This window comes from Bradyrhizobium sp. WSM3983, from assembly GCF_000473045.1.
GTDB lineage: Bacteria > Pseudomonadota > Alphaproteobacteria > Rhizobiales > Xanthobacteraceae > Bradyrhizobium.
Window position 1 is genome coordinate 45924 of sequence record NZ_AXAY01000025.1, and the last position, 21495, is coordinate 67418.

General features: G+C 62.7%; 24 protein-coding genes and 2 tRNA genes. 21 read left to right on the forward strand and 5 right to left on the reverse strand.

Going from position 1 to position 21495, the window contains the following annotated elements; all coding sequences use genetic code 11:
• Positions 1-2: 2 nt before the first annotated feature.
• Positions 3-593, reverse strand: coding sequence for a TMEM175 family protein (locus YUA_RS0128645; RefSeq protein ID WP_027533789.1), 591 nt, complete (start codon positions 591-593; stop codon positions 3-5).
• A 129-nt stretch (positions 594-722) separates the two neighbouring features.
• On the opposite strand from YUA_RS0128645, the gene YUA_RS0128650 reads away from it, so the two are divergent.
• Together YUA_RS0128650 and YUA_RS0128655 are read left to right on the forward strand one after the other, a co-directional pair.
• Positions 723-2780 (forward strand): ATP-dependent helicase, encoded by a 2058-nt coding sequence (locus YUA_RS0128650; protein ID WP_027533790.1) that lies wholly within the window; start codon positions 723-725, stop codon positions 2778-2780.
• A 95-nt stretch (positions 2781-2875) separates the two neighbouring features.
• The gene (locus YUA_RS0128655; protein ID WP_027533791.1) at positions 2876-3907 is read left to right on the forward strand and encodes an LLM class flavin-dependent oxidoreductase; all 1032 of its coding nucleotides are present in this window, start codon (positions 2876-2878) and stop codon (positions 3905-3907) included.
• Between the two features lie 117 nt (positions 3908-4024).
• Here the strand turns inward: YUA_RS0128655 and YUA_RS0128660 are convergent.
• A tRNA-Tyr gene (locus tag YUA_RS0128660) sits at positions 4025-4110 on the reverse strand.
• 207 nt (positions 4111-4317) lie between these two features.
• On the opposite strand from YUA_RS0128660, the gene rlmB reads away from it, so the two are divergent.
• Positions 4318-5148: a 23S rRNA (guanosine(2251)-2'-O)-methyltransferase RlmB gene (gene rlmB, locus YUA_RS0128665; protein ID WP_027533792.1), complete on the forward strand. Its 831-nt coding sequence runs from the start codon at positions 4318-4320 to the stop codon at positions 5146-5148.
• 62 nt (positions 5149-5210) lie between these two features.
• Here rlmB and YUA_RS0128670 read toward each other — a convergent pair whose 3' ends face one another.
• Positions 5211-5750: a hypothetical protein gene (locus YUA_RS0128670; RefSeq protein ID WP_027533793.1), complete on the reverse strand. Its 540-nt coding sequence runs from the start codon at positions 5748-5750 to the stop codon at positions 5211-5213.
• Positions 5751-5794: 44 nt separating this feature from the next.
• On the reverse strand, positions 5795-6280 hold the full coding sequence (locus YUA_RS0128675) for a hypothetical protein (protein ID WP_027533794.1): 486 nt from the start codon (positions 6278-6280) through the stop codon (positions 5795-5797).
• Positions 6281-6580: 300 nt separating this feature from the next.
• On the opposite strand from YUA_RS0128675, the gene YUA_RS0128680 reads away from it, so the two are divergent.
• From YUA_RS0128680 to YUA_RS0128690, 3 genes are all read left to right on the forward strand, one after another.
• Positions 6581-7021 carry a hypothetical protein gene (locus tag YUA_RS0128680; protein WP_027533795.1) on the forward strand — a complete coding sequence of 147 codons (441 nt, stop codon included), beginning with the start codon at positions 6581-6583 and terminating at the stop codon, positions 7019-7021.
• A 166-nt stretch (positions 7022-7187) separates the two neighbouring features.
• A tRNA-Thr gene (locus tag YUA_RS0128685) sits at positions 7188-7262 on the forward strand.
• A gap of 163 nt (positions 7263-7425) precedes the next feature.
• Positions 7426-8664, forward strand: a complete 1239-nt coding sequence (locus YUA_RS0128690; protein ID WP_027533796.1) for an integrase arm-type DNA-binding domain-containing protein — start codon at positions 7426-7428, stop codon at positions 8662-8664.
• On the opposite strand, the gene YUA_RS50305 is transcribed toward YUA_RS0128690, so the two are convergent.
• Positions 8661-9392, reverse strand: coding sequence for a hypothetical protein (locus YUA_RS50305; protein WP_156947292.1), 732 nt, complete (start codon positions 9390-9392; stop codon positions 8661-8663). The genes YUA_RS0128690 and YUA_RS50305 overlap by 4 nt on opposite strands.
• 336 nt (positions 9393-9728) lie before the next feature.
• Between YUA_RS50305 and YUA_RS45300 the strand changes: the two genes are divergently transcribed.
• From YUA_RS45300 to YUA_RS52380, 15 genes are all read left to right on the forward strand, one after another.
• Entirely contained in the window at positions 9729-9947 is a 219-nt protein-coding gene (locus YUA_RS45300; protein WP_035972115.1) for an AlpA family transcriptional regulator, read from the forward strand.
• 29 nt (positions 9948-9976) lie between these two features.
• Positions 9977-10570, forward strand: coding sequence for a DUF1441 family protein (locus YUA_RS0128705; protein ID WP_198029524.1), 594 nt, complete (start codon positions 9977-9979; stop codon positions 10568-10570).
• A gap of 215 nt (positions 10571-10785) precedes the next feature.
• Positions 10786-12840, forward strand: a complete 2055-nt coding sequence (locus tag YUA_RS45305; protein ID WP_035972117.1) for a phage terminase large subunit family protein — start codon at positions 10786-10788, stop codon at positions 12838-12840.
• A 9-nt stretch (positions 12841-12849) separates the two neighbouring features.
• Positions 12850-13062: a gpW family head-tail joining protein gene (gene gpW, locus YUA_RS45310; protein WP_035972119.1), complete on the forward strand. Its 213-nt coding sequence runs from the start codon at positions 12850-12852 to the stop codon at positions 13060-13062.
• Complete coding sequence (locus YUA_RS0128720; protein ID WP_156947294.1) at positions 13062-14735, forward strand: phage portal protein; 1674 nt, start codon at positions 13062-13064, stop codon at positions 14733-14735. Before gpW ends, YUA_RS0128720 begins: the two co-directional genes overlap by 1 nt.
• Positions 14728-16056 carry a S49 family peptidase gene (locus YUA_RS45315; protein ID WP_051383428.1) on the forward strand — a complete coding sequence of 443 codons (1329 nt, stop codon included), beginning with the start codon at positions 14728-14730 and terminating at the stop codon, positions 16054-16056. Before YUA_RS0128720 ends, YUA_RS45315 begins: the two co-directional genes overlap by 8 nt.
• 75 nt (positions 16057-16131) lie before the next feature.
• The gene (locus YUA_RS47105) at positions 16132-16914 is read left to right on the forward strand and encodes a hypothetical protein (RefSeq protein WP_051383429.1); all 783 of its coding nucleotides are present in this window, start codon (positions 16132-16134) and stop codon (positions 16912-16914) included.
• 57 nt (positions 16915-16971) lie between these two features.
• Entirely contained in the window at positions 16972-18021 is a 1050-nt protein-coding gene (locus YUA_RS0128735; protein WP_027533800.1) for a major capsid protein, read from the forward strand.
• Positions 18022-18097: 76 nt separating this feature from the next.
• Positions 18098-18436 (forward strand): hypothetical protein, encoded by a 339-nt coding sequence (locus YUA_RS45325; RefSeq protein ID WP_035972121.1) that lies wholly within the window; start codon positions 18098-18100, stop codon positions 18434-18436.
• 110 nt (positions 18437-18546) lie between these two features.
• On the forward strand, positions 18547-18819 hold the full coding sequence (locus tag YUA_RS0128740; protein WP_156947296.1) for a hypothetical protein: 273 nt from the start codon (positions 18547-18549) through the stop codon (positions 18817-18819).
• Positions 18819-19427 (forward strand): hypothetical protein, encoded by a 609-nt coding sequence (locus YUA_RS0128745; protein WP_051383431.1) that lies wholly within the window; start codon positions 18819-18821, stop codon positions 19425-19427. Before YUA_RS0128740 ends, YUA_RS0128745 begins: the two co-directional genes overlap by 1 nt.
• Positions 19424-19924 carry a hypothetical protein gene (locus YUA_RS0128750; RefSeq protein ID WP_027533803.1) on the forward strand — a complete coding sequence of 167 codons (501 nt, stop codon included), beginning with the start codon at positions 19424-19426 and terminating at the stop codon, positions 19922-19924. Before YUA_RS0128745 ends, YUA_RS0128750 begins: the two co-directional genes overlap by 4 nt.
• A 45-nt stretch (positions 19925-19969) precedes the next feature.
• The gene (locus YUA_RS0128755) at positions 19970-20770 is read left to right on the forward strand and encodes a hypothetical protein (protein ID WP_035972124.1); all 801 of its coding nucleotides are present in this window, start codon (positions 19970-19972) and stop codon (positions 20768-20770) included.
• Positions 20771-20802: 32 nt separating this feature from the next.
• Complete coding sequence (locus YUA_RS0128760) at positions 20803-21258, forward strand: hypothetical protein (protein WP_027533805.1); 456 nt, start codon at positions 20803-20805, stop codon at positions 21256-21258.
• A gap of 104 nt (positions 21259-21362) precedes the next feature.
• Entirely contained in the window at positions 21363-21494 is a 132-nt protein-coding gene (locus tag YUA_RS52380; RefSeq protein WP_256375388.1) for a hypothetical protein, read from the forward strand.
• The last annotated feature ends 1 nt before the right edge of the window (position 21495 follow it).

Sequence of the window (21495 nt, forward strand, 5' to 3'; positions counted from 1 at the left end):
GTCTACGCATCCGGCCCGCTCGGGGTCCCATAGAAGCGCCGGATCAGAAGCCCACCGAAGGCAATGAACCACAGGAAGGGTGCGACACGCGGAGCGAATGCTGCAACGATCGTGCCCGGAATGAACACGAGCAGCGGAAACAGCGAGGCCATGGTCTCGCGCCGCCAGCCGCCCAAAATAGTCCACCACAGCCAGGCATTGAGGCCTGCAATGGCGGTCAGGTGCAGGCCGTAAAGCACCGCTACCGCACTGCTCGTGTCGTAGTTGGTGTACAGGCCGTTGGTCACCGGCAGCAGCACGATAGAGAGCAGGAAAAACAGATTGAGGATCACCGCGCCGCGGCTCCCGACAGGCTGACGCGCAAGCCGCCGGTGATGGCTGATCCAGAACAGGCCGGCGATGATGAAGCTGAGCGCAAAGCCCGCAAGCTTGCCGGAATAAGCCTGGGCGAGATCGCTCCAATCGGGCGCGCTGGTGAACACTGCTGCTTTGGGTAGGTCGTAGGCCAATAGCGTCATGGCGACACCAAAGATGGTGTTGCTCAGCGATTCCAGCCGCCGCATCTCAAACTGGTCGGGCTTGAGCTCGGTCATGCCGGGTGCGCGCTTTTTCGGGCTGGAACTTTGGGCCATCTTTTCCCTAGGTGTTAATTGGAGTTCCGTCCAGCCGCATTGCGATTCGCGCGCGGATCGTTGATTCTGCAGGCTTCACCGGGGCGATTCGTGACAACCTATCTGGACACGCTCAATGCGGAGCAGCGCCGCGCCGTGGAGCATGGCGTGGCCGATGGCGCGACCGTGGGCGCCCCCCTGCTCGTCATTGCCGGTGCGGGCTCCGGCAAGACCAATACGCTCGCTCACCGCGTCGCGCATCTGATCGTCGCGGGCGCCGATCCCCGCCGCATCCTGCTGATGACGTTCTCGCGCCGCGCCGCGGCCGAGATGGCCGGACGCGTCGAGCGCATCGCCCGAAAGGTGCTGGGCGAGAACAACGCCGCGATCATGCGCGACGCGCTCACCTGGGCCGGCACCTTCCACGGCATCGGCGCGCGGCTGTTGCGCGAATATGCCGAGCGGATCGGCGTTGATCCCGCCTTCACCATCCACGACCGCGAGGATTCCGCCGACCTGATGAATCTGGTCCGGCACGAACGCGGGTTGTCGAAGACGGAGAGCCGCTTTCCGGCCAAGGGCACCTGCCTGTCGATCTATTCGCGCTGCGTCAATGCCGAGATGGAGATCGAGAAGATCCTCGGCCAGCATTATCCCTGGTGCGCCGGCTGGGCCGCCGAACTGAAGGGGCTGTTTGCCGCTTACGTCGAGGCCAAGCAGGCCCAGCACGTGCTCGATTACGACGATCTGCTGCTCTACTGGTCGCAGATGATGAGCGACGTGCTGATCGCCGACGAGATCGGCGGCCGCTTCGATCACGTGCTGGTCGACGAATATCAGGACACCAACCGCCTGCAATCCTCGATCCTGCTGGCGCTGAAGCCTGATGGACGCGGGCTCACTGTCGTCGGCGACGATGCGCAGTCGATCTATTCGTTCCGCGCCGCCACCGTGCGCAACATCCTGGACTTCCCGCAGAGTTTTTCGCCGCGCGCGGAAATGATCACGCTCGACCGCAACTATCGCTCGACCCAACCCGTGCTTGCGGCGGCCAACGGCGTCATTGGCCTTGCGCGCGAGCGCTTCACCAAAAATCTCTGGACCGACCGCACCGGGTCGCAGAAGCCGCAGCTCGTCACCGTGCACAACGAGGCCGACCAGGCGTGCTACATCGTCGAGCAGGTGCTGGCCAATCGCGAGCAAGGCGCGCTGCTCAAGCACCAGGCAGTGCTGTTCCGGACGTCCTCGCATTCCGGCCCGCTGGAAATCGAGCTGACCCGCCGCAACATCCCGTTCGTGAAATTCGGCGGGCTGAAATTTCTCGACGCCGCGCATGTCAAGGACGTGCTGGCGCTGCTGCGCTTTGCCGAGAACCCGCGCGACCGCGTCGCTGGTTTTCGCATCCTGCATCTGCTGCCGGGCATCGGTCCCGCCACCGCACAGCGCGTGCTGGACCAGATGGCCGAGAGCATCGACCCCCTGCACGCGCTCGGCCAGCTTGCGGGGCCGCCGCGCACCGGTGCGGACTGGACTGGCTTCGTCCGCACCGTCGAGAATTTGCGCTATTCAGAATGGCCTGCAGATCTCGAGCGCGTGCGGCTGTGGTACGAGCCGCATCTCGATCGCCTGCACGAAGATTCCGAGACGCGCCGCGCCGATCTGATGCAGCTCGAGCAGATCGCAAGCGGCTATGCCTCGCGCGAGAAATTTTTGACCGAGCTCACGCTCGATCCGCCGGATGCGACCAGTAACAAATCCGGACCGCCGCTGCGCGACGAGGACTATCTGATCCTCTCCACCATCCATTCCGCCAAGGGGCAGGAGTGGAAGTCGGTGTACGTGCTCAACGTCGTCGACGGCTGCATGCCCTCCGATCTCGGCGCCGGCACCAGCGCCGAGCTCGAGGAGGAGCGCCGCCTGCTCTATGTCGCGATGACGCGCGCCAAGGACAATCTGCATCTCGTCGTGCCGCAGCGCTTCTTCGTCCACGGCCAGGCTGCCAAGGGCGACCGCCACGTCTACGCCTCGCGCACCCGCTTCATCCCGGAGCAGCTGGTCTATCTGTTCGAGCGCACCGCCTGGCCGAAGGCCGGTGCGGGCGCGGCGCGCACCGCGGCGCAGGGGCCGAAGATCGACATCGGCGCGCGGATGCGGGGGATGTGGCGGTAGACGCACAAACGGAAACCGAGCATTTCCGGAAGCCGCCTTGTCACTTGGCCGCGGCCCATTAAATTTGGTCGATCCTCCCCACAGAGACCTGATCGATGACCGCACCGCTCGAATTCGGACTGGATACTTTTGGCGACGTCACCAAGGACGCCACCGGCAGCATGCTTCCGCATGCGCAGGTGATCCGCAATGTCGTCGACGAGGCGGTGCTGGCCGACGAGCTCGGACTCGACTTCATCGGGCTCGGCGAACATCACCGTGCCGATTTTGCGATCTCCTCGCCCGAGACCGTGCTCGCGGCCATCGCGTCGCGCACCAAGCGCATCCATCTCGGCTCGGCCGTGACCGTGCTGAGCTCTGACGATCCGATCCGCGTATTCCAGCGCTTTGCGACCTTGGATGCGCTTTCCAACGGACGCGCCGAGGTGATCCTCGGCCGCGGCTCGTTCACGGAATCATTTCCGCTGTTCGGCTTCGACCTCCGCAAATACGAAGAGCTGTTCGAGGAGAAGCTCGATCTGTTCACAGCACTGCTGTCGCAGAAGCCCGTGAGCTGGCAGGGCAAGCTGCGTCCGCCACTGAAGGACCAGCTGGTCTATCCGCCGGTCGAGAATGGTCAGCTCAAAACCTGGATCGGCGTCGGCGGCAGCCCGCAATCGGTGGTGCGCGCCGCGCACTACGACCTGCCCTTGATGCTCGCCATCATCGGCGGCGCTCCCGAGCGCTTCGCGCCCTACGTCGATCTCTATCACCGCGCCTTCAAGGAGTTCGACCGCCCCGCGCAGCCGATCGGCGTGCACTCGCCCGGTTACGTCGCCGAGACCGACGAACAGGCCCGCGAGGAGCTGTGGCCCGACTACAAGGCCATGCGGGACCGCATCGGCCGTGAGCGCGGCTGGCCGCCGATGGGCCGCGACGAGTTCGTCAGCGAGGCCGAGCACGGCTCGCTCTATGTCGGCTCGCCTCAGACAGTCGCGCGCAAGATCGCCAAGACAGCGAAGGCGCTTGGTGTTGCTCGGTTTCAGCTGAAATATTCGGCGGGACCGCTGCCGCACGAGAAGCTGATGCGGAGCATCGAACTCTACGGGCGGAAGGTGGTGCCGATGGTCAGGGAGATGCTGGGCTAGCGCTTCGCGACAGCCCGCCTGCGCCCTTCGGGCTACGGCGCGGCAGCCTTCGCCAGCTTCGCGCAACGGTCATCTTGGCTGGCTTGCCTAGCCGAAGCTCGCGAAGCGAGCGAAGGCTGGTGGGGGAGGCAGGACTCGAACCTGCGAAGCCATGAGGCGGCTGATTTACAGTCAGCTCCCTTTGCCACTCGGGACACTCCCCCGCTCGACGGCAGCACAATCGGGCCGGACCTTGCCGGCGGACCGAAGACGGCCATGGAACGTGAAGGCCGCGACAGCCCGGATGGGGGCGCGACCGGGCGCGTTTATGGGCGAAGGGGTGGGGCAAAGTCAACCGAGGCGAACAGCTAAAATGGCCCCTGGAGGCACCCAAATTGCCATATTCCGGGACCCGTGACACAAGCGAGCCCATGAAGGATCGAAAATTCATCCCCAAAGGCGCCCGGAGCGGGTCTAAGCCCTTCAACAGGCCCGGGAAATCGGCCGGCCGGTCGGCCTGGCGCGAACGCGATTCGCACGCCGACGGGCCCGTCATCCTCTATGGCTGGCACACCGTCACCATGGCGCTCGCCAACCCGCAGCGACGGATCCGCAAGCTGACGCTGACCGAGAACGCCGCACGGCGCCTAGCGGACGAAAACATCGAAACCCGCGTCTCACCCGAGATCGTCCGGCCCCAGGAGATCGACCGCTTGCTCTCCCCGGACGCCGTGCATCAGGGCCTGCTCGCCGAAGCCGATCCCCTGCCCTCGCCGGATATCGAGGCTCTGGAGCAGGAAGGCATGGTGCTGGTGCTCGACCAGATCACCGATCCGCACAATGTCGGCGCCATCCTGCGCTCGGCCGCAGCGTTCGCGGTGAAGGCGATCGTCACCACCGCGCGCCACAGCCCGGAAGCAACCGGCGTGCTCGCAAAAGCCGCCTCCGGCGCGCTCGAGCTGGTGCCGATGATCACGGTGCAGAATCTCGCCCGCGCCCTGAACGAGCTGAACGAACTCGGCTTCCAGACCGTCGGCCTCGACAGCGAAGGCAGCGAAGACCTCTCGAACGTCACGCTGCGCGAGCCGCTCGCGCTGGTGCTCGGCGCCGAAGGCAAGGGTCTGCGGCAATTGACGCGCGAGACCTGCAGCGTCGTGGCGCGGCTTGACATGCCCGGCGAGATCAAGAGCCTCAACGTCTCCAACGCTGCCGTGCTCTCGCTCTATGTCGGCGCGAGCCGGCTTGGCTTGATGAAGCGCTAACAAACGAAAGCGCCCGTCCACATCACGCGGACGGGCATTTCGTTGGTTCAACCGATCAGAGATCAGTAATAGCGGCGCAGCACGCGATGGCCGCCGTAATACGGCGCATAGCGATGGGCGTAGCCATAGCGCGGGCCGTAGCCGTAATGCGTGCGCGGCAGATAGCCGTAGCGCGGGCCATAGCCGTAGCGATACGGACGATAGTGCGGCCGGTGATAGTAGGCGGCTGGCGCTTCGACGGCAGATGCACCATAGCCGTGGCCGTAACCATAGCCGCGGCCATAGCCGTAGCCATAATTAGCGGGCGCGACGACCGCGTCCTCCTGGTAGGTCGGATGCGGCGCGAAGGCGCCCGGACCGGTGTAGGTCGGGCCCTGGTTGACGTAGTAATATTGCGAGGTCGGCTCGGCGAGGCGCTCATAGCCGCCGCCATAGCCATAGCTGGCACCATAGCCGTAGCCATAACCACCGCAGCCGGTGTTGCAGCCGGAATAGACCGGCGCAACCGGCTGGCACGGGCTGAAGCCGCAGGCCATCGCCGGCGCGCTGCCCACAAACATCACGGCAGCCGCCGCGACCAGTCCCGAAATCATCTGACGCATTACTCTCTCCTGTTGATTTCCGTTTTGTTGGATTTTGACGTTTCTTAGCCCGGCGGCTTGCCGGGGATTGCTGCATGCGGCCGTGGCCGAGGGCGCCGCGGATGGTCGTTGATCTCGGGTGCGAGGATCACCGGCGGCGGATTGACGGGCACATCCATCTGCGGCGGCAACGGCGCGGACTGCGCGCCCCAGGTCTCATGATAGCTTTCGGCCGGCTTCGGCAATTTGCGATTTGCGGGCGGCTCGATCTCGAGCCGGCCATAGCCGGGCTGCAAGCCCATGCTCGGATAATAATGGCCGACATCGGAGGGCTGCCGCTCGGCCACATAGCGCCCGCCATAGATCGTGGGCTGCACCTGGACGTTCTTGCCCAGGCCCCAGACACCTTCGACGACGCTATAGGACGCATCGATATTGTTGATGATGATGGGCACGCCGGGACGGCCGGGCACGACGATATCGAAGCCGCCGCCGGCAAAGGCCGTTGCGGGCAGTCCGATCAGAAAGGTTGCGAGCGCGACAGCGCGCATGGAAGGATCCCGGTTGTCCAGCCTGCAACCTATCCGATCACGACGGACAGAGAGTTAAGGACCCCTCACCAAATGCCAGTAAGCCTAACGCGCAAGGGTCGACAACAGCTCAAATGCCGCTCGGCACGCTAGCGAAGCGTTAACGGGAGGCAAAGACGCGGCCGGCGCGCGTACGGTTGCGTGGCACAGACTGCACATCCTGGGCGGGCTCACGTCGATGTGACCCCGCATCCGAGAAACCGCGGAACCACCGCCGAATGTCGCACTTAGCACAGGTCTCAACAACATGGAGGAAATGCCATGACGAGCCTGAAGCTTCTTGGCCTGGCCGCAATCGTCGCGTCCACGCTTGCCGCACCAGCCCACGCGCAAACCGTGACCGACAATTCGGCCCGCTGCACTGGGCCCTTCCAGGATCCGAATTGCCAGAACCTTCGCGCCGGCTATCCCGCCACCGATCGCGCCTATCGCCGCCGGCACATGGCGCATCGGCAGGTGAATGACCAGTCGGGCTTCTGGCCGCTCGACACAGCGGGCGCGGTCGCCGGCGCCGCCGTCGGCACCGCGGCAGCGGTCGCCTCCGCACCGTTCCAGGGCTGGGGCAATTCCTATGCGAGCTACGACCGCAGCGGACCCGGCTGGTACGGCAATTGGGACGCCTACGCAGCCCGCAACGGCATCGTGTGCAGGCCGGGAACCCACTTCAAAGGCGAAGATGGCCGGCAGCACCTCTGCCAGTAGGCCAATCTAGCCGAGCTCAGCAGAACAGGCGGCCTCCAGGGGCCGCCTGTTCATGCCAGGAGACCCCGCGCGGGTTCTGGCACTTTCCAACCAAGTCTGGTATTGCGGCGCGCAACGGGGAACAGCCTCGGCGGATCGCCGGGCCCTGCCCCGCCTTCCCAGCGTCGCCGGCTTAGCTCAGCGGTAGAGCAGCGGTTTTGTAAACCGAAGGTCGGGGGTTCAATCCCCTCAGCCGGCACCACATGACCATTTCAACCGGTCTCACCCCGTCCTCGGAATGACGACATCGCCTGAAATTACAGGCGAATTTAGGCTCAGACGGTCTCGCGATGTCCCTTCCAATCTCTGCCGGTTGACGGTACATCTGACGGTACCGCCGTTTGGGCATCACTCCGGATACCGTCATGGACGAACTTAGCGATACTGCGATCCGCAGCATCAAACCGAAGGACAAACCCTACAAGGTAACCGACGGTGGAGGCCTCTACCTGCTGGTGACGACGTCAGGATCGAAGCTCTGGCGCTTCGATTATCGCCGGCTCGGCAAGCGCCTGACGATGGCAATGGGGCCCTACCCCGACCTGACCTTGAAGCGGGCGCGCAAGGACCGGGATGAGGCCCGCGAGCAGCTGGCGAACGGCCTCGATCCGATCGTGCAGAAGAAGCTCAAAGAGGTCGCCGCGAAGACGGCTGAGGCCAACACCTTCAGCCTGATCGCCGACGAGTTCTTGGAGAAGATCAGGGCCGATGGTCTGAGCGAGGACACGATCGACAAGAACGCGTGGATGCTCGACTTCGCGCGCACCGACTTCGGGAACAAGGCGATCACCGCGATCACGGCCGCCGAGATCCTGATCGTGCTGAAGCGGATCGAGAAGGCTGGCAAACACGATACCGCAGTTCGGACGCGCAGCACCATCAGCCGCGTGTTCCGCTATGGCATCGCGACCAGCAGGGCCGAGCGCGATCCGACCGTCGATCTGCGCGGCGCGCTCGTCACCCGGAAGACGGAGCACCGCGCCGCCCTGTTTAAGCCGGAGGACGTCGGCGGCCTGATGCGCTCGATCAACGGCTATCGCGGAACCGCAGTCGTCCGGCTGGCGCTCCGGATCGCACCGCGCATCTTTCTGCGGCCGTTCGAGCTGCGGTATGCCGCCTGGTCGGAACTGCCGCCACTGAAGCACGGCATGGACTGGCGCATCCCGGGCGCCCGCATGAAGACCAAGGACGGTGAGGAGTTCGATCACATCGTCCCCTGCTCTCGGCAGGTCGTCGACATGCTGCGCGAGCTGAAGGAGCTTGCGGGTCACGGGAAATACCTGTTCCCATCCAACCGCACGATCACGCGCCCGATCAGCGAAGTCACCCTCAACGCTGCCTTCCGTCGCATGGGCTACACCACCGACGAAGTCACGACGCACGGTCTGCGCAGGACGGCGTCAACACTGCTGAACGAACAGACGCTGGGCGACCACCGACGGTTCGAGAACGATTGGATCGAAAAGCAGCTGCACCATCTCGATCCCAACGAAGTGCGCGGGACCTATAACGCGGCAGAATATCTCGAGCCCAGGCGCAGGATGATGCAGTGGTGGTCGGATTATCTCGATCGGCTGGCCGGCGTTTCGGAATTGCTCGGTTAGGCCAGCCTATAGGCTGGCAGATCGCCGTGGCGAAGTACCTCCTTCTTACGTCGGTGGGCGAAGAGTCCGAGGCCGCAAAAACCGAGAATAAGCATGGCCCACGTGGAGAGCTCCGGGACTGCTGGCGCGGGTGCCACGGCATCTATAGAGAAGGTGTCCCCGTTCGCGTCAACGAAGAAAGCCAACGGATCTTGGTATAACGCGGCGGACGAAAAAATCTGCAAATTCGCGCTGTGTTGACCCGCTGTAAGAATGTCAGCGAAGTCGAAGGTCAATAGGTCGCCATTAGATGATCGAGTAGCGCTGGTCGCAAGCACGCCATTTGCCCCCGATCCTCCGCAGGTGGATATGCCGCACTCCTTCACTGATGTTTGATACGAACCATATCCTGATATCGCAAAAGCAGCGAGGCTTCCCGAGGTGAGGCCAATTTCATAATCGAAGTAGAGTCCGGGATGATTCACTGAAGGACTATCTGCATAGCTGATGACGCGCTGACGGAATACTCCGGCCAACCCGTCGTCAAACGAGAAAGCAGTTCTTCGATCGAACAGTATCGTTCGAGCCGCAGTATCACCGGTGCTACCACCATTTGGAAGCCCAGTGATCGTTGAGCCGGGGGTCAACAGGTCGGGCGAAACGACAGCCGCATGGACCGGCGTCATAAAAGCTAGAAGAGAGGCGGCGATCAGAAATAAGTTCGGGGCGAGCCCTTTGGACTTGGTCATCAAATTACTCCGTAAAATATTCAGTCGATATAATTGCGCAAAGTTAATCCTAACATGCGACATGCTGTCAATTGCAGCGGTTGAGCATTCTTAGTGCAACAACTACCCTTTTGGCACTTGACAAAAGAAAACCCCGGCAACGCTGGCCGCTGCCGGGGCAAGTCTGTGGGAGGACCGGTCTCTCGACCGGCACCGGGCCGAACCCGGTGAACGCCCAAGGAGGGCAAAGCTGGCGTCGGATTTCTCTAACGCCATCTCACCCTCATCTTTTCCCACGCGATGGGTTGTATGTCAACTAAAAGGTGATAGTGTCACGCCGTCTCAGGGTGATCCACAATGACCGATTCCATTACCTTCCTCCGTGTTCCCGAAGTCTTGCGCCGCACCGGCATGTCTCGGCCGACCCTCTATCGCCGCATCAGCGAGGGCAAGTTCCCTGAGCCGAAGAAGGACGGCGGCCTAGCGCTCTGGACCGAGCTCGACGTCACCAACTACCAGCGCAAGATCATGGGCTTGCCGGTGCTGACACAGGACGTGGCGGATCTGCTGGGATGACCTTCCTGCGTACCACTCGGCGCTCGCCCGTGGACGACGTTGACGATCTGCTTGGCACAGCGGAACCCGTCGATCCGCCCGAAATCTTCAACATGGATCTGCGCAACATCAGCCGCGGCGTGTCGATCACGTGGCTGATGCAAGCGTTCGAGATGGACCGCAACACCATCAAGAAGCGCCTGGCCGACTGTCCGCCGATCAAGATGGGCGCGGGTCAGCAGCCGTTGTTCAAGCTGTCGCAGGCCGCGGCGTATCTGGTCAAGCCGCGCTTCGACACCAAGACCTACATCAAGAATATGAACATCAACGATCTCCCGCCCTTCCTTCGCAAGGAAGTCTGGGAAGCTCGATTGAAGGAGCAGCGGTGGAAGGAAAAGGCCGGAGATCTCTGGCACACGGCCGACGTCACCGAGACTTTCGCTGAGGTTTTCAAGCTGATCAAAAACCAGATGCAGCTTTGGGTCGACAACCTAGCGCGCACGGAAGCGATGAGCGACGCGCAGAACAAGCATTTCGTCGGCGCCGTCGATCAGTTGCAGCAAGACCTTCATCGCGAACTGATCGAGCTGCCGAAGGCGCGCAAGACGAGTCCACAATCGGCTGATGCAGAGGACGACGAATGAGCGAGGGCGCAGAAGCAAAGCAGCAACGATACCGCGAGCGCGTCAGGGTACAGACCCTGACTTGGGCCATGGGGCGATCGGTTCACAACCGGGTCGACAACGAATGCTGCCCCGACTTCTCGTGCTGTCATCCCGATCTGTTCGAGCAGGACTCAGCCAAGCGCTGGGAAACCTACCACCGGGAACACGGGCAGCGATCCTGATCGAAATGTGCAATGCCTGAATTTCTCGAACAGATAATCGTCGAAACGGCCGAGATGGTCCGGCCGCCCGAACGCCTGACCGTCTCCCAGGCGGCTGTAAAGTATCGCAAGCTCAACAACCCGGGAAGCTATGTCGGAGATTGGGACAACTCTATCGCGCCGTACATGGTTGAGCCGATGGATGAGCTTACGTCGCTCGACTACACTGGCTTGATCTTCGCCGGGCCTGCCCGCTGCGGAAAATCCGACATTTATTTCAATTGGCTCGGCCACACCGCGATCTGCGATCCCGCAGACATGATGGTCGTCCACATGACGCAGAACACCGCGCGCGACTGGTCAAAGGGCGATCTACAAAAGGTCTTCCGTCATTCCCCTGATATTGGCGCGAAGGTGACGCACGGCCGACAGAGCCTCAACACCCACGACATCGCGTTCCAATCCGGAATGCGCGTGCTCGTGAAATGGCCGACCATCACGGAACTGTCGGGCAAGACGGTCCCTCGCCTGTTCCTGATGGACTACGATCGAATGCCGCTCGACGTGGACAAGGAAGGCACGCCGTTCGATCTCGCGCGCAAGCGCACCACCACGTTCCAGCGCTACGGCATGACGGTGGCCGAGAGCTCGCCGGGTTGGCAGGTCGAGAACCCGAAGTGGCTGTCGACCAGCCCGCACGAAGCGCCGCCGACGCCGGGTATTCTCGCCCTATATAATCGCGGTGATCGGCGCCGTTGGTACTGGCGCTGCATCAGTTGCAAGGAGGCGTTCGAACCGACCTTCCAGTGTCTCAGCTATCCCGACTCGGCTGACAAAATGGAAGCGGCCGAAATGGCAACGCTGAAGTGCCCCATCTGTTCGTTCGATATCGAGCACGAGCGCAAGCGGGAACTGAACTTCAACGGCAAGTGGATCAAGGACCGCATGAAGTGGCTGCCAGACGGATCGGTGGTGGGCACGCCGATCCGGTCGAGCATTGCTTCGTTCTGGCTGAAAGGCGTCGCGGCGGCGTTCGCCGACTGGAAGCTGCTGGTGCACAACTATCTAAGCGCCATGGAGGAATTCGAGCGCACCGGCAGCGAGGAGTCGCTGAAGACAACGACCAACACCGACCAGGGCGAACCGTACGTCCCGCAGAGCTCTGAGGGCGAGCGCCTGCCGGAAGACCTGAAAAGCCGCGCCTACGATCTCGGCGAGCGCGTCGTGCCCGAGGGCGTGCGCTTCCTGATTGCGACGATCGACGTGCAGAAGAACCGCTTCGTGGTGCAGATCCACGGCATCGGCGAACACGGCGACATCTTCATTGTGGACCGCTACGACGTCCGCAAATCCGAGCGCACCGACGACGACGGCGAGCGCTATTGGATTAGCCCGGGGTCCTATGAGGAAGACTGGCGCCTGCTCGTCGACGCGGTGATCTTGAAGACTTACCCGCTCGCGGATGGCAGCGGGCGACACATGCAGATCAAGGTCACGGGTTGCGACTCCGGTGGCCGCGAGGGCGTGACTGCGAACGCCTACAAGTTCTGGCGATGGCTCCGCGACAAGCAGCCCGGCAATCTGCATCGGCGCTTCCAGCTCGTGAAGGGCTCCCCACTGAAGTCGGTACCGCGGGTGCAGATCAGTTACCCTGACGCCGAGCGCAAGGACCGTCGCGCCGGCGCCAAGGGCGAAGTCCCGATCCTGATCATCAACTCCAACCAGGTGAAGGATCAGGTCAATAAGCTGCTCGATCGCGAGATACCCGGCGGCGGGCGAATCAGCTTTCCGGAATGGCTGCCGGATTGGTTCTATACCGAGCTCACGGTCGAAGTGCGCACCGCGAAGGGCTGGGAAAACCCGAAGAACCAGCGCAACGAGTCCTGGGACTTGCTGTGCTACGCCATCGCGGTCGGCCTGTCGCCGCGCCACGTGAACATCGAGCGAATCGATTGGGCCAACCCGCCGTCCTGGGCCGCCGAGTGGGACAAAAACGACTTGATACTCGCTCCCGGCGTCGATCAACGATTTGAATCTCAACCAAATAGTGATATTGGACTTGAGCGACTCGGCGCAGAATTGGCGTGATCCCCACATATGGCCTCGACTTCTGACCTGCTGGCAGATGCAAAAACCGCCTACCATTCCCTTCTAACGGGCAAACAGGCGGTGGAGTTTCGCGACTCCAATGGCGAGACGGTCCGGTACAACGTCGCCAACATTTCGAAGCTCGCGGCCTACATCGCGGATCTGGAACGGCAGTTGTCCACGACGTCGTGCACGTCGGGTCCGATGCGGGTTTGGTTCTGATGCAGGCTGACCCCGAAATCGACGCGCTGCTTGGGAATGCCCTCCCCGCGGTGGTCGCGCCTTCAACGGGCAAGGCGATGGGATTTGTCGGCGGCCCGTACGATGGCGCCAACAGGTATTCGACTGAGTTGGCGACCTGGCAGCCTTCGCTCGGGTCGGCCGATTTCGACATCCTGCCCGACAAGCCGGTTCTTGACGCCCGGGTCCGCGACACCCTGCGGAACGACTCCTACGTGCAAAGCGGTCTCGCGATGCACAAGGACAACATCGTCGGCTCGATGTTCCTGCTCAATTCGAAGCCGGACTTTAAAGTCCTCGGGCTCGATGAGACCTGGGCGGAAGAGTACCAGGAAGAAGTCGAGTCCAAGTTCACCCTCTGGGCCGAGAGCGACAACAACTGGCCCGACGCTGCTCGCGTCAACACGCTGACGTCGCTCGTCCGCCTCGCGGTTGGCGTTTACGGCATGGCCGGCGAGGTGCTCGCCTCGGCCGAATGGATGCGCGACGCCTCTCGCCCGTTCAACACCGCGATCCAGATGATCGACCTCGATCGTCTGTCGAACCCGAACGGCGTCATCAACAACCCGTTGCTTCGGGGTGGCGTGCAGCGGGATCGGTACGGCGCGCCGCTCGGCTATCACGTTCGGATGGCGCACCCGACCGACTACTTCAATCCCGACAGCTACATGTGGAAGTACGTTCCAATCCGCAAGCCGTGGGGTCGGTTGCAGATGATCCACATCGTCGAGCAGACGCGGCCGGATCAGACACGCGGCGTGGCCGAGATGGTTTCGGCGCTGAAGGAACTACGGATCACCAAGAAGTTCCGCGACATCGTGTTGCAGAACGCCGTCGTCAACGCGACCTATGCCGCCTCGATCGAGAGCGACCTTCCCTCCGACGCGGTGTTTCAGGCGCTCGGTGGCGGCAACCTGGGGGACACCGCGGGCGGCGCGATCAGTTGGGCGTCGTCCTATCTCGCCGCGATCCAGCAGTATGCGGGCGGCGCGAAGAACCTCAAGCTCGACGGCGTCAAGATCCCGCATCTGTTCCCCGGGACGAAGCTGCAACTGCGGCCGGCTGGCCAGGGCGGCCCGCTCGGTACCGAGTTCGAGCAGTCCTTGCTCCGCTACATCGCGGCGAACTTAAACGTCAGCTACGAGCAGCTCTCGCGCGACTACAGCCAGTCGAACTATTCGTCGATCCGCGCGGCGATGACCGAGACGTGGAAGTTCATGCAGGCGCGGAAGCGGATGGTCGCCGATCGCTTCGCCTCGAGCATCTTCCGTCTATGGCTGGAAGAAGCGATCAACAAAAACCAGATCACCACGCTCTCAAAGGCCTCGCCCTCCTTCTACGAGGGCCTGAACGCCGACGCCTACGCGAAGTGCGAATGGATCGGCGCCAGCCGCGGCCAGATCGACGAGTTGAAGGAAACTCAGGCCGCCGTGTTGCGCCTCGATAACGGGCTCTCGACGCTGGAAGACGAGCACGGGCGCATGGGCAAGGATTGGCGCGCGGTGATCCGGCAGCGCAAGCGGGAGAAGACCCTGCTGGTCGAAGCTGGTCTGTACGTCGACCCCAACAGCCAGAACACGAAGAACGCTTTGAAGCCGTCGACCGAGGCTGACAACCCCGACAACAAGCCCGCGAAGAAGAAGCAAAATGCTTAATCCCCTGATCGCGCGCTTCAGCGGCATCCCCGCCTTCGTCAACGGCGCATCAAACGTCCTGTTCGAGAGCTGCCTGCAGCAGGTCGTGGCGCACGAGCGCGCGTTCGAGATGCTGAACGAGGGGATGCAGGCCGACGACGGCTTCTGGCCGGCCGCCGACGACTGGCGCGCTGCGTATCGCCCCTACAACGTGCGCGACGGCATTCTGCTGATCCCCGTCAAAGGCGTGTTGCTACACGAATTCACCTTTGCCCTCGGCAATTGGGCCACCGGCTATCAGTACATCTGGCGCGCATTCCAGCGCGGCATGACCGATGAGGGCGTGAAGGGGATCGCCTTCATCTGCAATACGCCGGGCGGCATGGTCGCCGGCTGCTTCGATTGCGCTGACAAGATGTTCGCCATGCGCGGGACGAAGCCGATCCGCGCCTTCTCCCAGGAGAGCGCCTATTCGGCCGGCTACGCGATCGCGTCGGTCGCCGACCACGTCAACGTCTCGGCGACTGGCGGCGTCGGCTCGATCGGCGTCGTCACGATGCACGTCGATATGAGCGGGGCGATCGACAAGGCGGGCTTCAAGATCACCTTCATCCAGTACGGGAAGCACAAGACGGATGGCAATCCGTACGAGTCTCTCGGCAAGGACGCGAAGGCACGTATTCAAGCTCGGATCGACGAGCTCGGTGAGATTTTCGTGACCAAGATGGCACGAAATCGGGGATTGGACGCGCAGGTCATTCGAGATTTCGAAGCCCTGACGTTCACCGCCTCGGAAGCGACGTCAAACGGGCTGGCCGATTCCATCGGCTCGCTCGACGACGCCATGGCCGCATTCGTGGCCGATTGTTCCCTCGACGATGGAGATGATGAAATGAACGACAAAACTGCGGGGGTCGATCAGGCCACCCATACTGCTGCTGTCAACACCGCGCGCACCGAAGGTCACGCGGCCGGTCTCAAGGAAGGCACGAGTGCCGGCGCCACGGCCGCGAAGGAGCGCATCTCCGCGATCCTCGCGCTTGACGAGTCCAAGACCCGTCAAGCGTCCGCGCTCAAGATTGCGCTGACGACCGACATGACCGTCGACCAGGCGAAGGGTCTGCTCGGCACCCTGCCCGAGGAAAAGGCTGCCACGGCTGCGCCGGCTGCGTCGGCCGCCAAGCCCGAGACGCCGTTCGAGAAGGCGATGACCACAACCGAGAATCCGAACCTCGGCTCGGGCGATCAGAGCGAGACGAGCGCTGCGACCGATGACCAGTCGGCGGCCATCCTCGGGCACTACCGCGCCGCGACCGGCGCTCCCAAGAAGTCGGCAGCGTAACGCCGAGCTGTTCGCGACATCGGCGGCCGAAATGTCGCCGATGAACTCCAACCTCCCAGCTAGAAAGCCAATCCAATGACCACCAACATCCCGTATGACAAGGTTGGTATCGCGGACTTCGATACCACCGACATCTTCAGCCAGGTCGAGCTGTTCAACTCGACCATCCCGGACATCACGACCGAAGACTTCGAAGTTGCTGCGAACACCACGCTCAAGACCTACGCCGTGGTCGGTCTGAATGCGGCCGGTAAGCTCGTGATGGCGACTGACGACGTTGTCGGCGGTGCGCGCGCGACCAACGCCCTGACCCTCACCGCGGTCGGTACCGCGAACGAAACCGTCACGATCGGCAGCACGGTCTACAAGCTCGTGGCAGCGCCCGCCGCCGGTTACGACGTGAAGATCGGCGCGACCACCGCGGAGACCACTGCCAACCTGATCGCGGCCATCAACGGCGACCCGGCTGGTTTGGGAACGCTTTACGGCGCCGCCACCGTCGAGCATCCGAGCGTCGAGGCCCGCCTGAACGCGGCTGGCGTGATCGGCTTGGTCGCCGACGTTCCTGGTACGGCCGGAAACGCCATCGCGACCACCGAAACCAGCGCGGTCGGCTCTTTCGCGACCACCACGATGACGGGCGGTCTCGACGCGGTTGGCATTCAGGCCATCGGCGTCGCCGTCGCCGGCATCGTGACCGACGGTGCCAATCCGAAGCGAATCCCCGTCTATCGCTCGGGCAACTTCAACCCGGCAGCGCTGGTGTGGGACCCGTCGTTCGACACGCTCGCGAAGCAGTGCGCCGCGTTCCGCGGTGCGCCGACGCCCACCAACATCATCATCCGTCCGCGGCTCTAACCCTCGGGTTATTGACGCAACGACCCCGTCTTCACATCGCATCGAAAGAACCGCATCATGACTTGGACCAACTATCAGCTCTGGAACACGCGGACCCTGCTCGGGGTCTATCGCGACCTGCTGCCGCCGCAGAACTACTGGCTCAATCTTCTGTTTCCAAACCAGATGAACTCGACCGACGAGTACATCGATTTCGGCAAGATCCCGCGTGTGAACCGCAAGCTCGCTCCCTTCGTCGTGCCGATGGCGCAGGGTCGCCCGATCTACGAGGAAGCAGCGTACCTGGGCCGCTTCAAGCCGGCCTACATCAAGCCGAGCGATCCCGTGACCCCGAGCCGCGTCCTGACCCGCCGCGCTGGCGCCCTGCTCACCCCCGGCGACGACAGTCCGATGGCTCGCTACAACGCCATCAAGGCCGACATCGTCCAGTTCCATCGCGACGCGGTCGAGCGCCGCTGGGAATGGCTGGCGGCGAAGGCGATTCTTGACGCCAAGGTCGTGATCGAGGGTGACGACTATCCGAGCACGCTGGTCGACTTCCAGCGCGCGGCCGGTCACACCATCGTCCTGGGAGCAGGCGCGCGTTGGGGCGACGCTGGTGTGTCCATTTACGACAGCATTCAGTCGTGGATGGACATGATGCATCTCGCTCCGTTCGGCGGCGCCCCGAACCGCATTACGATCGGTACGTCGGTCTGGGCCGTGATGCGTAAGGACCCGGAAATCCTTGCCAACATGAACAAGTTCTACCGCGGCAACGAGACCGCTGTGAAAACCGGTTTGTTGCCGACCGGCGAGGCTCGCTTCGTTGGCTCGCTGTCGGCCAACTTGGACGTCTGGGTCTACAATGACTTCTATGCCGTCAACGGAACGGTCACGCCCTTCATGTCGCCGAAGGACATCGTTCTCAGCGGCCCGGCTGTTGCCGGCTATCAGTGCTTCGGCGCCATCATGGACGTTCACGCGCAGTTCCAGGCGTTGCCGATCTTCATCCGCAACTACATCCAGGACGGCGACGTCGCGCTCGAGCAGATCCTCACGCAGTCCGCGCCGCTGATGGTGCCGGTGAACCCGAACGCCACTCTGAAGGCGACCGTCCTCGGCTAACGGCCCGATCCCCTGACACCGGGCGGTCGCCGCCCGGTGTTCTCGACATCTCCGCAACAAAGCAGAAAGAACGACGATGCCCAAAGCACTTGCGATCCACACCATTCATATCGGCCGCGAACCCGGCACGGTCAGCGAACTCACCGGCAACATCACGAAGCCCGCCTTGGTCGACGAGTACAAGCCGGGCGATATTATCTTCGAATGCGCCGACAAGCAGTTCGCAGAGCTCGAAAAGTTGGGCGCAGTCCGCGAGGCCACGACCGTCGACGAAGCGAAGGCCACCGCCCGCGGCTATGTCGATCCTGCCGTTGCCCGCGCAGCCCAAGCCGGCGAGACGATCGCGGTGAAGCAGCCCGAGCCGCCCAAGAAGCCCGAGGGCGACGCCAAGCCCGCCGACAACCTGCTCGGCTGATCGTGGAGTCGCTTCGCACATTGAAGCGTCGAGCTCGCCGGGATCTGCACAATGCGTTGCAGGTCCCGGCGCTTTATCTGCTGGGCGACGGCCCGTGGCCGAGTCCAACGTTGATCCACATCCGCCTGCATACCAAATTTGTCGATCTCGGCGACTTGCAGGGCACGCATTTCCACTACGCCACCCGTCAGGAAGTCACCCCGACGATCGTTTTCCAGCGCTCCGAGATCGAGCCGCAGAGCGGCGCTATCATCTCGATCGAGCCGGGCGAGGCCTACAGGGTCGACAACGTTAAGCCGCCCGACGACGAGTTTGTTGTCGCCGAAGTCATTCGACTGTCCGAACGTCAGGCTGCAGGCCTTCCGGTCCCGGAGGGGGCCTGATGGCCGGTCTGTACGCCTTCGCAGTCGAAGGTCTGAGTACGCTCAGCAGTCTCGACGACCTCCCCGCCAAGATCGAGCAGGCCGCGCGACGCGCCGTCAATGCGGCAACCGATCGCGCCCGAGCTGCGGCCGTTCGCGGCGTGCGCCAGCAGGTCAACTTCCCCGCTTCGTATTTCACGGGCGACGACTCCCGTCTGCGCGTCTCAAAGCGCCCCTCGACGGGCGACCTAGAAGGCGTCGTGACCGGGCGGCAGCGGCCGACCTCACTTGCGCGCTTCACCACGTCGGGCTCTGTCGGCACGCGTGGCGGCGTCACGGTGGAAGTCAAAAGCGGCTCGGCTCGTTTTATGCGCCGCGCTTTCCTCATTCGGCTGCGCGCCGGCAATGCCGACCTCGACACCAAGTCGAACCTCGGTCTCGCGGTGCGCCTCAAGCCAGGTGAGAGCCTGTCGAACAAGCGCAACATGATCCGGATGAGCAACGGACTTTACCTGCTGTACGGACCGTCCGTCGACCAGGTCTTTCGCACCGTCGCTTCGGACATCAGTCCGGAGATCGCCGACTTTCTTGAAGCCGAATTCCTCCGTCTTGTGGGTCTCGATCTATGAGTGAAACCTACCCCTTTCGCCTGCGCGTGCTGCAGGCTCTGACCGATCGGCTGAAGCTGATCACGCCGGCAAACGGCTATAAGAGCGATTTGACCGACGCGGTCTTTCGCGGCCGGATCGCGTTCGGCGATAACGACCCGCTACCGATGGTATCGATTTTGGAGCCGCCGGTGCCGAACGACCCGCTCGATTCGCCCTCCGCGAGCGGTATCAACAAGTTCGATTGGCTCATGCTGTTGCAGGGCTTCGTCGAGGACGACCCGAAGAACCCGACCGATCCGGCGCATGTCCTGATGGCCGACGTTCGCCAGATGCTCGCCAAAGAGCGCCAAAAGGGGCTGCCCGACAACAACATATTCGGGATGAGCGGGGGCGTGGACGACGTGATCATAGGGATTGGCGTCGTCCGGCCGTCCGATGAAATTTCAGCCAAGGCCTACTTCTGGCTGAACCTCACCGTCAAAATCGTTGAGGACATGGCCGACCCATACGTGTAACCAGAGTATCACCCGTCCGTTGATTTATCACCCAGGAGAAGACTGATGACCATCCAGAAGAACTACACCCTCGGGCGCGGCAAGCTGTATTTTGCCAAGTTCCTGACGGGCACACAGAACGTCAATGGCGAGCGCTACATCGGCAACACGCCCGCGCTCGGCCTCAAGTTCGATGCGACCATGCTCGATCACTACGACTCCGATCAGGGCATCAAGGAAAAGGACAACTCGATCACCTTGCAGGTCAACCGCGAGGGCACCTTCACCACCGACAACGTGTCGCCCGAAAACCTGGCACTTCTGTTCTTCGGCACCAACGACGTCCTGTCCGTCACCGGCGCCACCGTGACCGGCGAGACGTTCATGGCCGTCCATACGGGTGTCACCTATCAGCTCGGCGTGACTCTGGCGAACCCTGCCGGCGCCCGCGGCATCGTCTATCCGGGCGTCTCGGGCACCCTGTTCAAAGTGACCGATGACGCCGGCAGCCCTGCGACGTTTACGGCGGGCACCGATTACAACTTCGACCCGGTCACCGGCCGTCTCGAGATTCTTGCGGGCGGCGCCATCGTGGACGGCACGACCAATATCAAGGTCAACTACACCACCCAGACTGCGACGCAGCAGCGCGTGATCTCCGGATCGACTCCAGTCGAAGGTCTCATGCGCTACATTTCCAAGAACCCCGCCGGCCTCGACATGGATTACCTGCTGCCCTGGGCGAAGCTGACGCCCGACGGCGACTTCACGCTCAAGAGCGACGAGTGGCAGCAGCTCAAGTTCAAGGTCGAGGTGCTGAAGCGCGTCGGCTATGAGGCGATGTACATCAACGGGCGCCCCGCCTAACCGACCTCTCCATAAGCAAGGACTGAGCGTCAATGGCTCTCAAGTACAACCATGTGACCCGAACCGTTGACACCCCCGGGGGACAGATCGTCCTCCGGGGTCTCAACATTCAGGACATCGCGGGGATCGTTGGTCGGCACAGCACCGATCTCAACGCCCTGTTCGCAACGATCCAAAGCGGCGCGGCCGGCGTGTCGGTCGAGAATTTCGACGCCGTGGCGGCGTTCTTGTTGCAGACCGTTCCCGGAGCAGCAGCCGACATCATCGCTTATGCCGCGTTTGACCCCGCGAAGGACGATCCGGCCGCACTGGTCGAAGATGCGCTAACCGCCTTCAAGATCGAAGCGCCGGTTCAGCTGATGCTCTTGGAGAAGATCGGCGAGCTGACGTTCGCGATGGTCGGCGTAAAAAAAGCGTTGGAGATCGTCGTCCGGATGATGCAGGGCACGACGTCCCTGGTGGCGGAAGTTCAGGGCCAGCCTCGCTGAGCGATTGGGTATGGGGGCTGCGCAGAATTGTCAGCCTCCTACTCGATCACGGTCACCCCGAAGCTCAGTCTTATCCGATCGGAATGCTTTGGGACGAGTCACTGTTGGTTATCGAGCGGCTCAACCGCATCGAAGTCTCGAGGGTGATGTTGTTCCAGGCGGCGGTCTCAGCCTTCTTCTCGAAAGACGCAGCCAGCGAATTTCAAAAACTCGTCAGTAAATTGACGGAGGACTGAC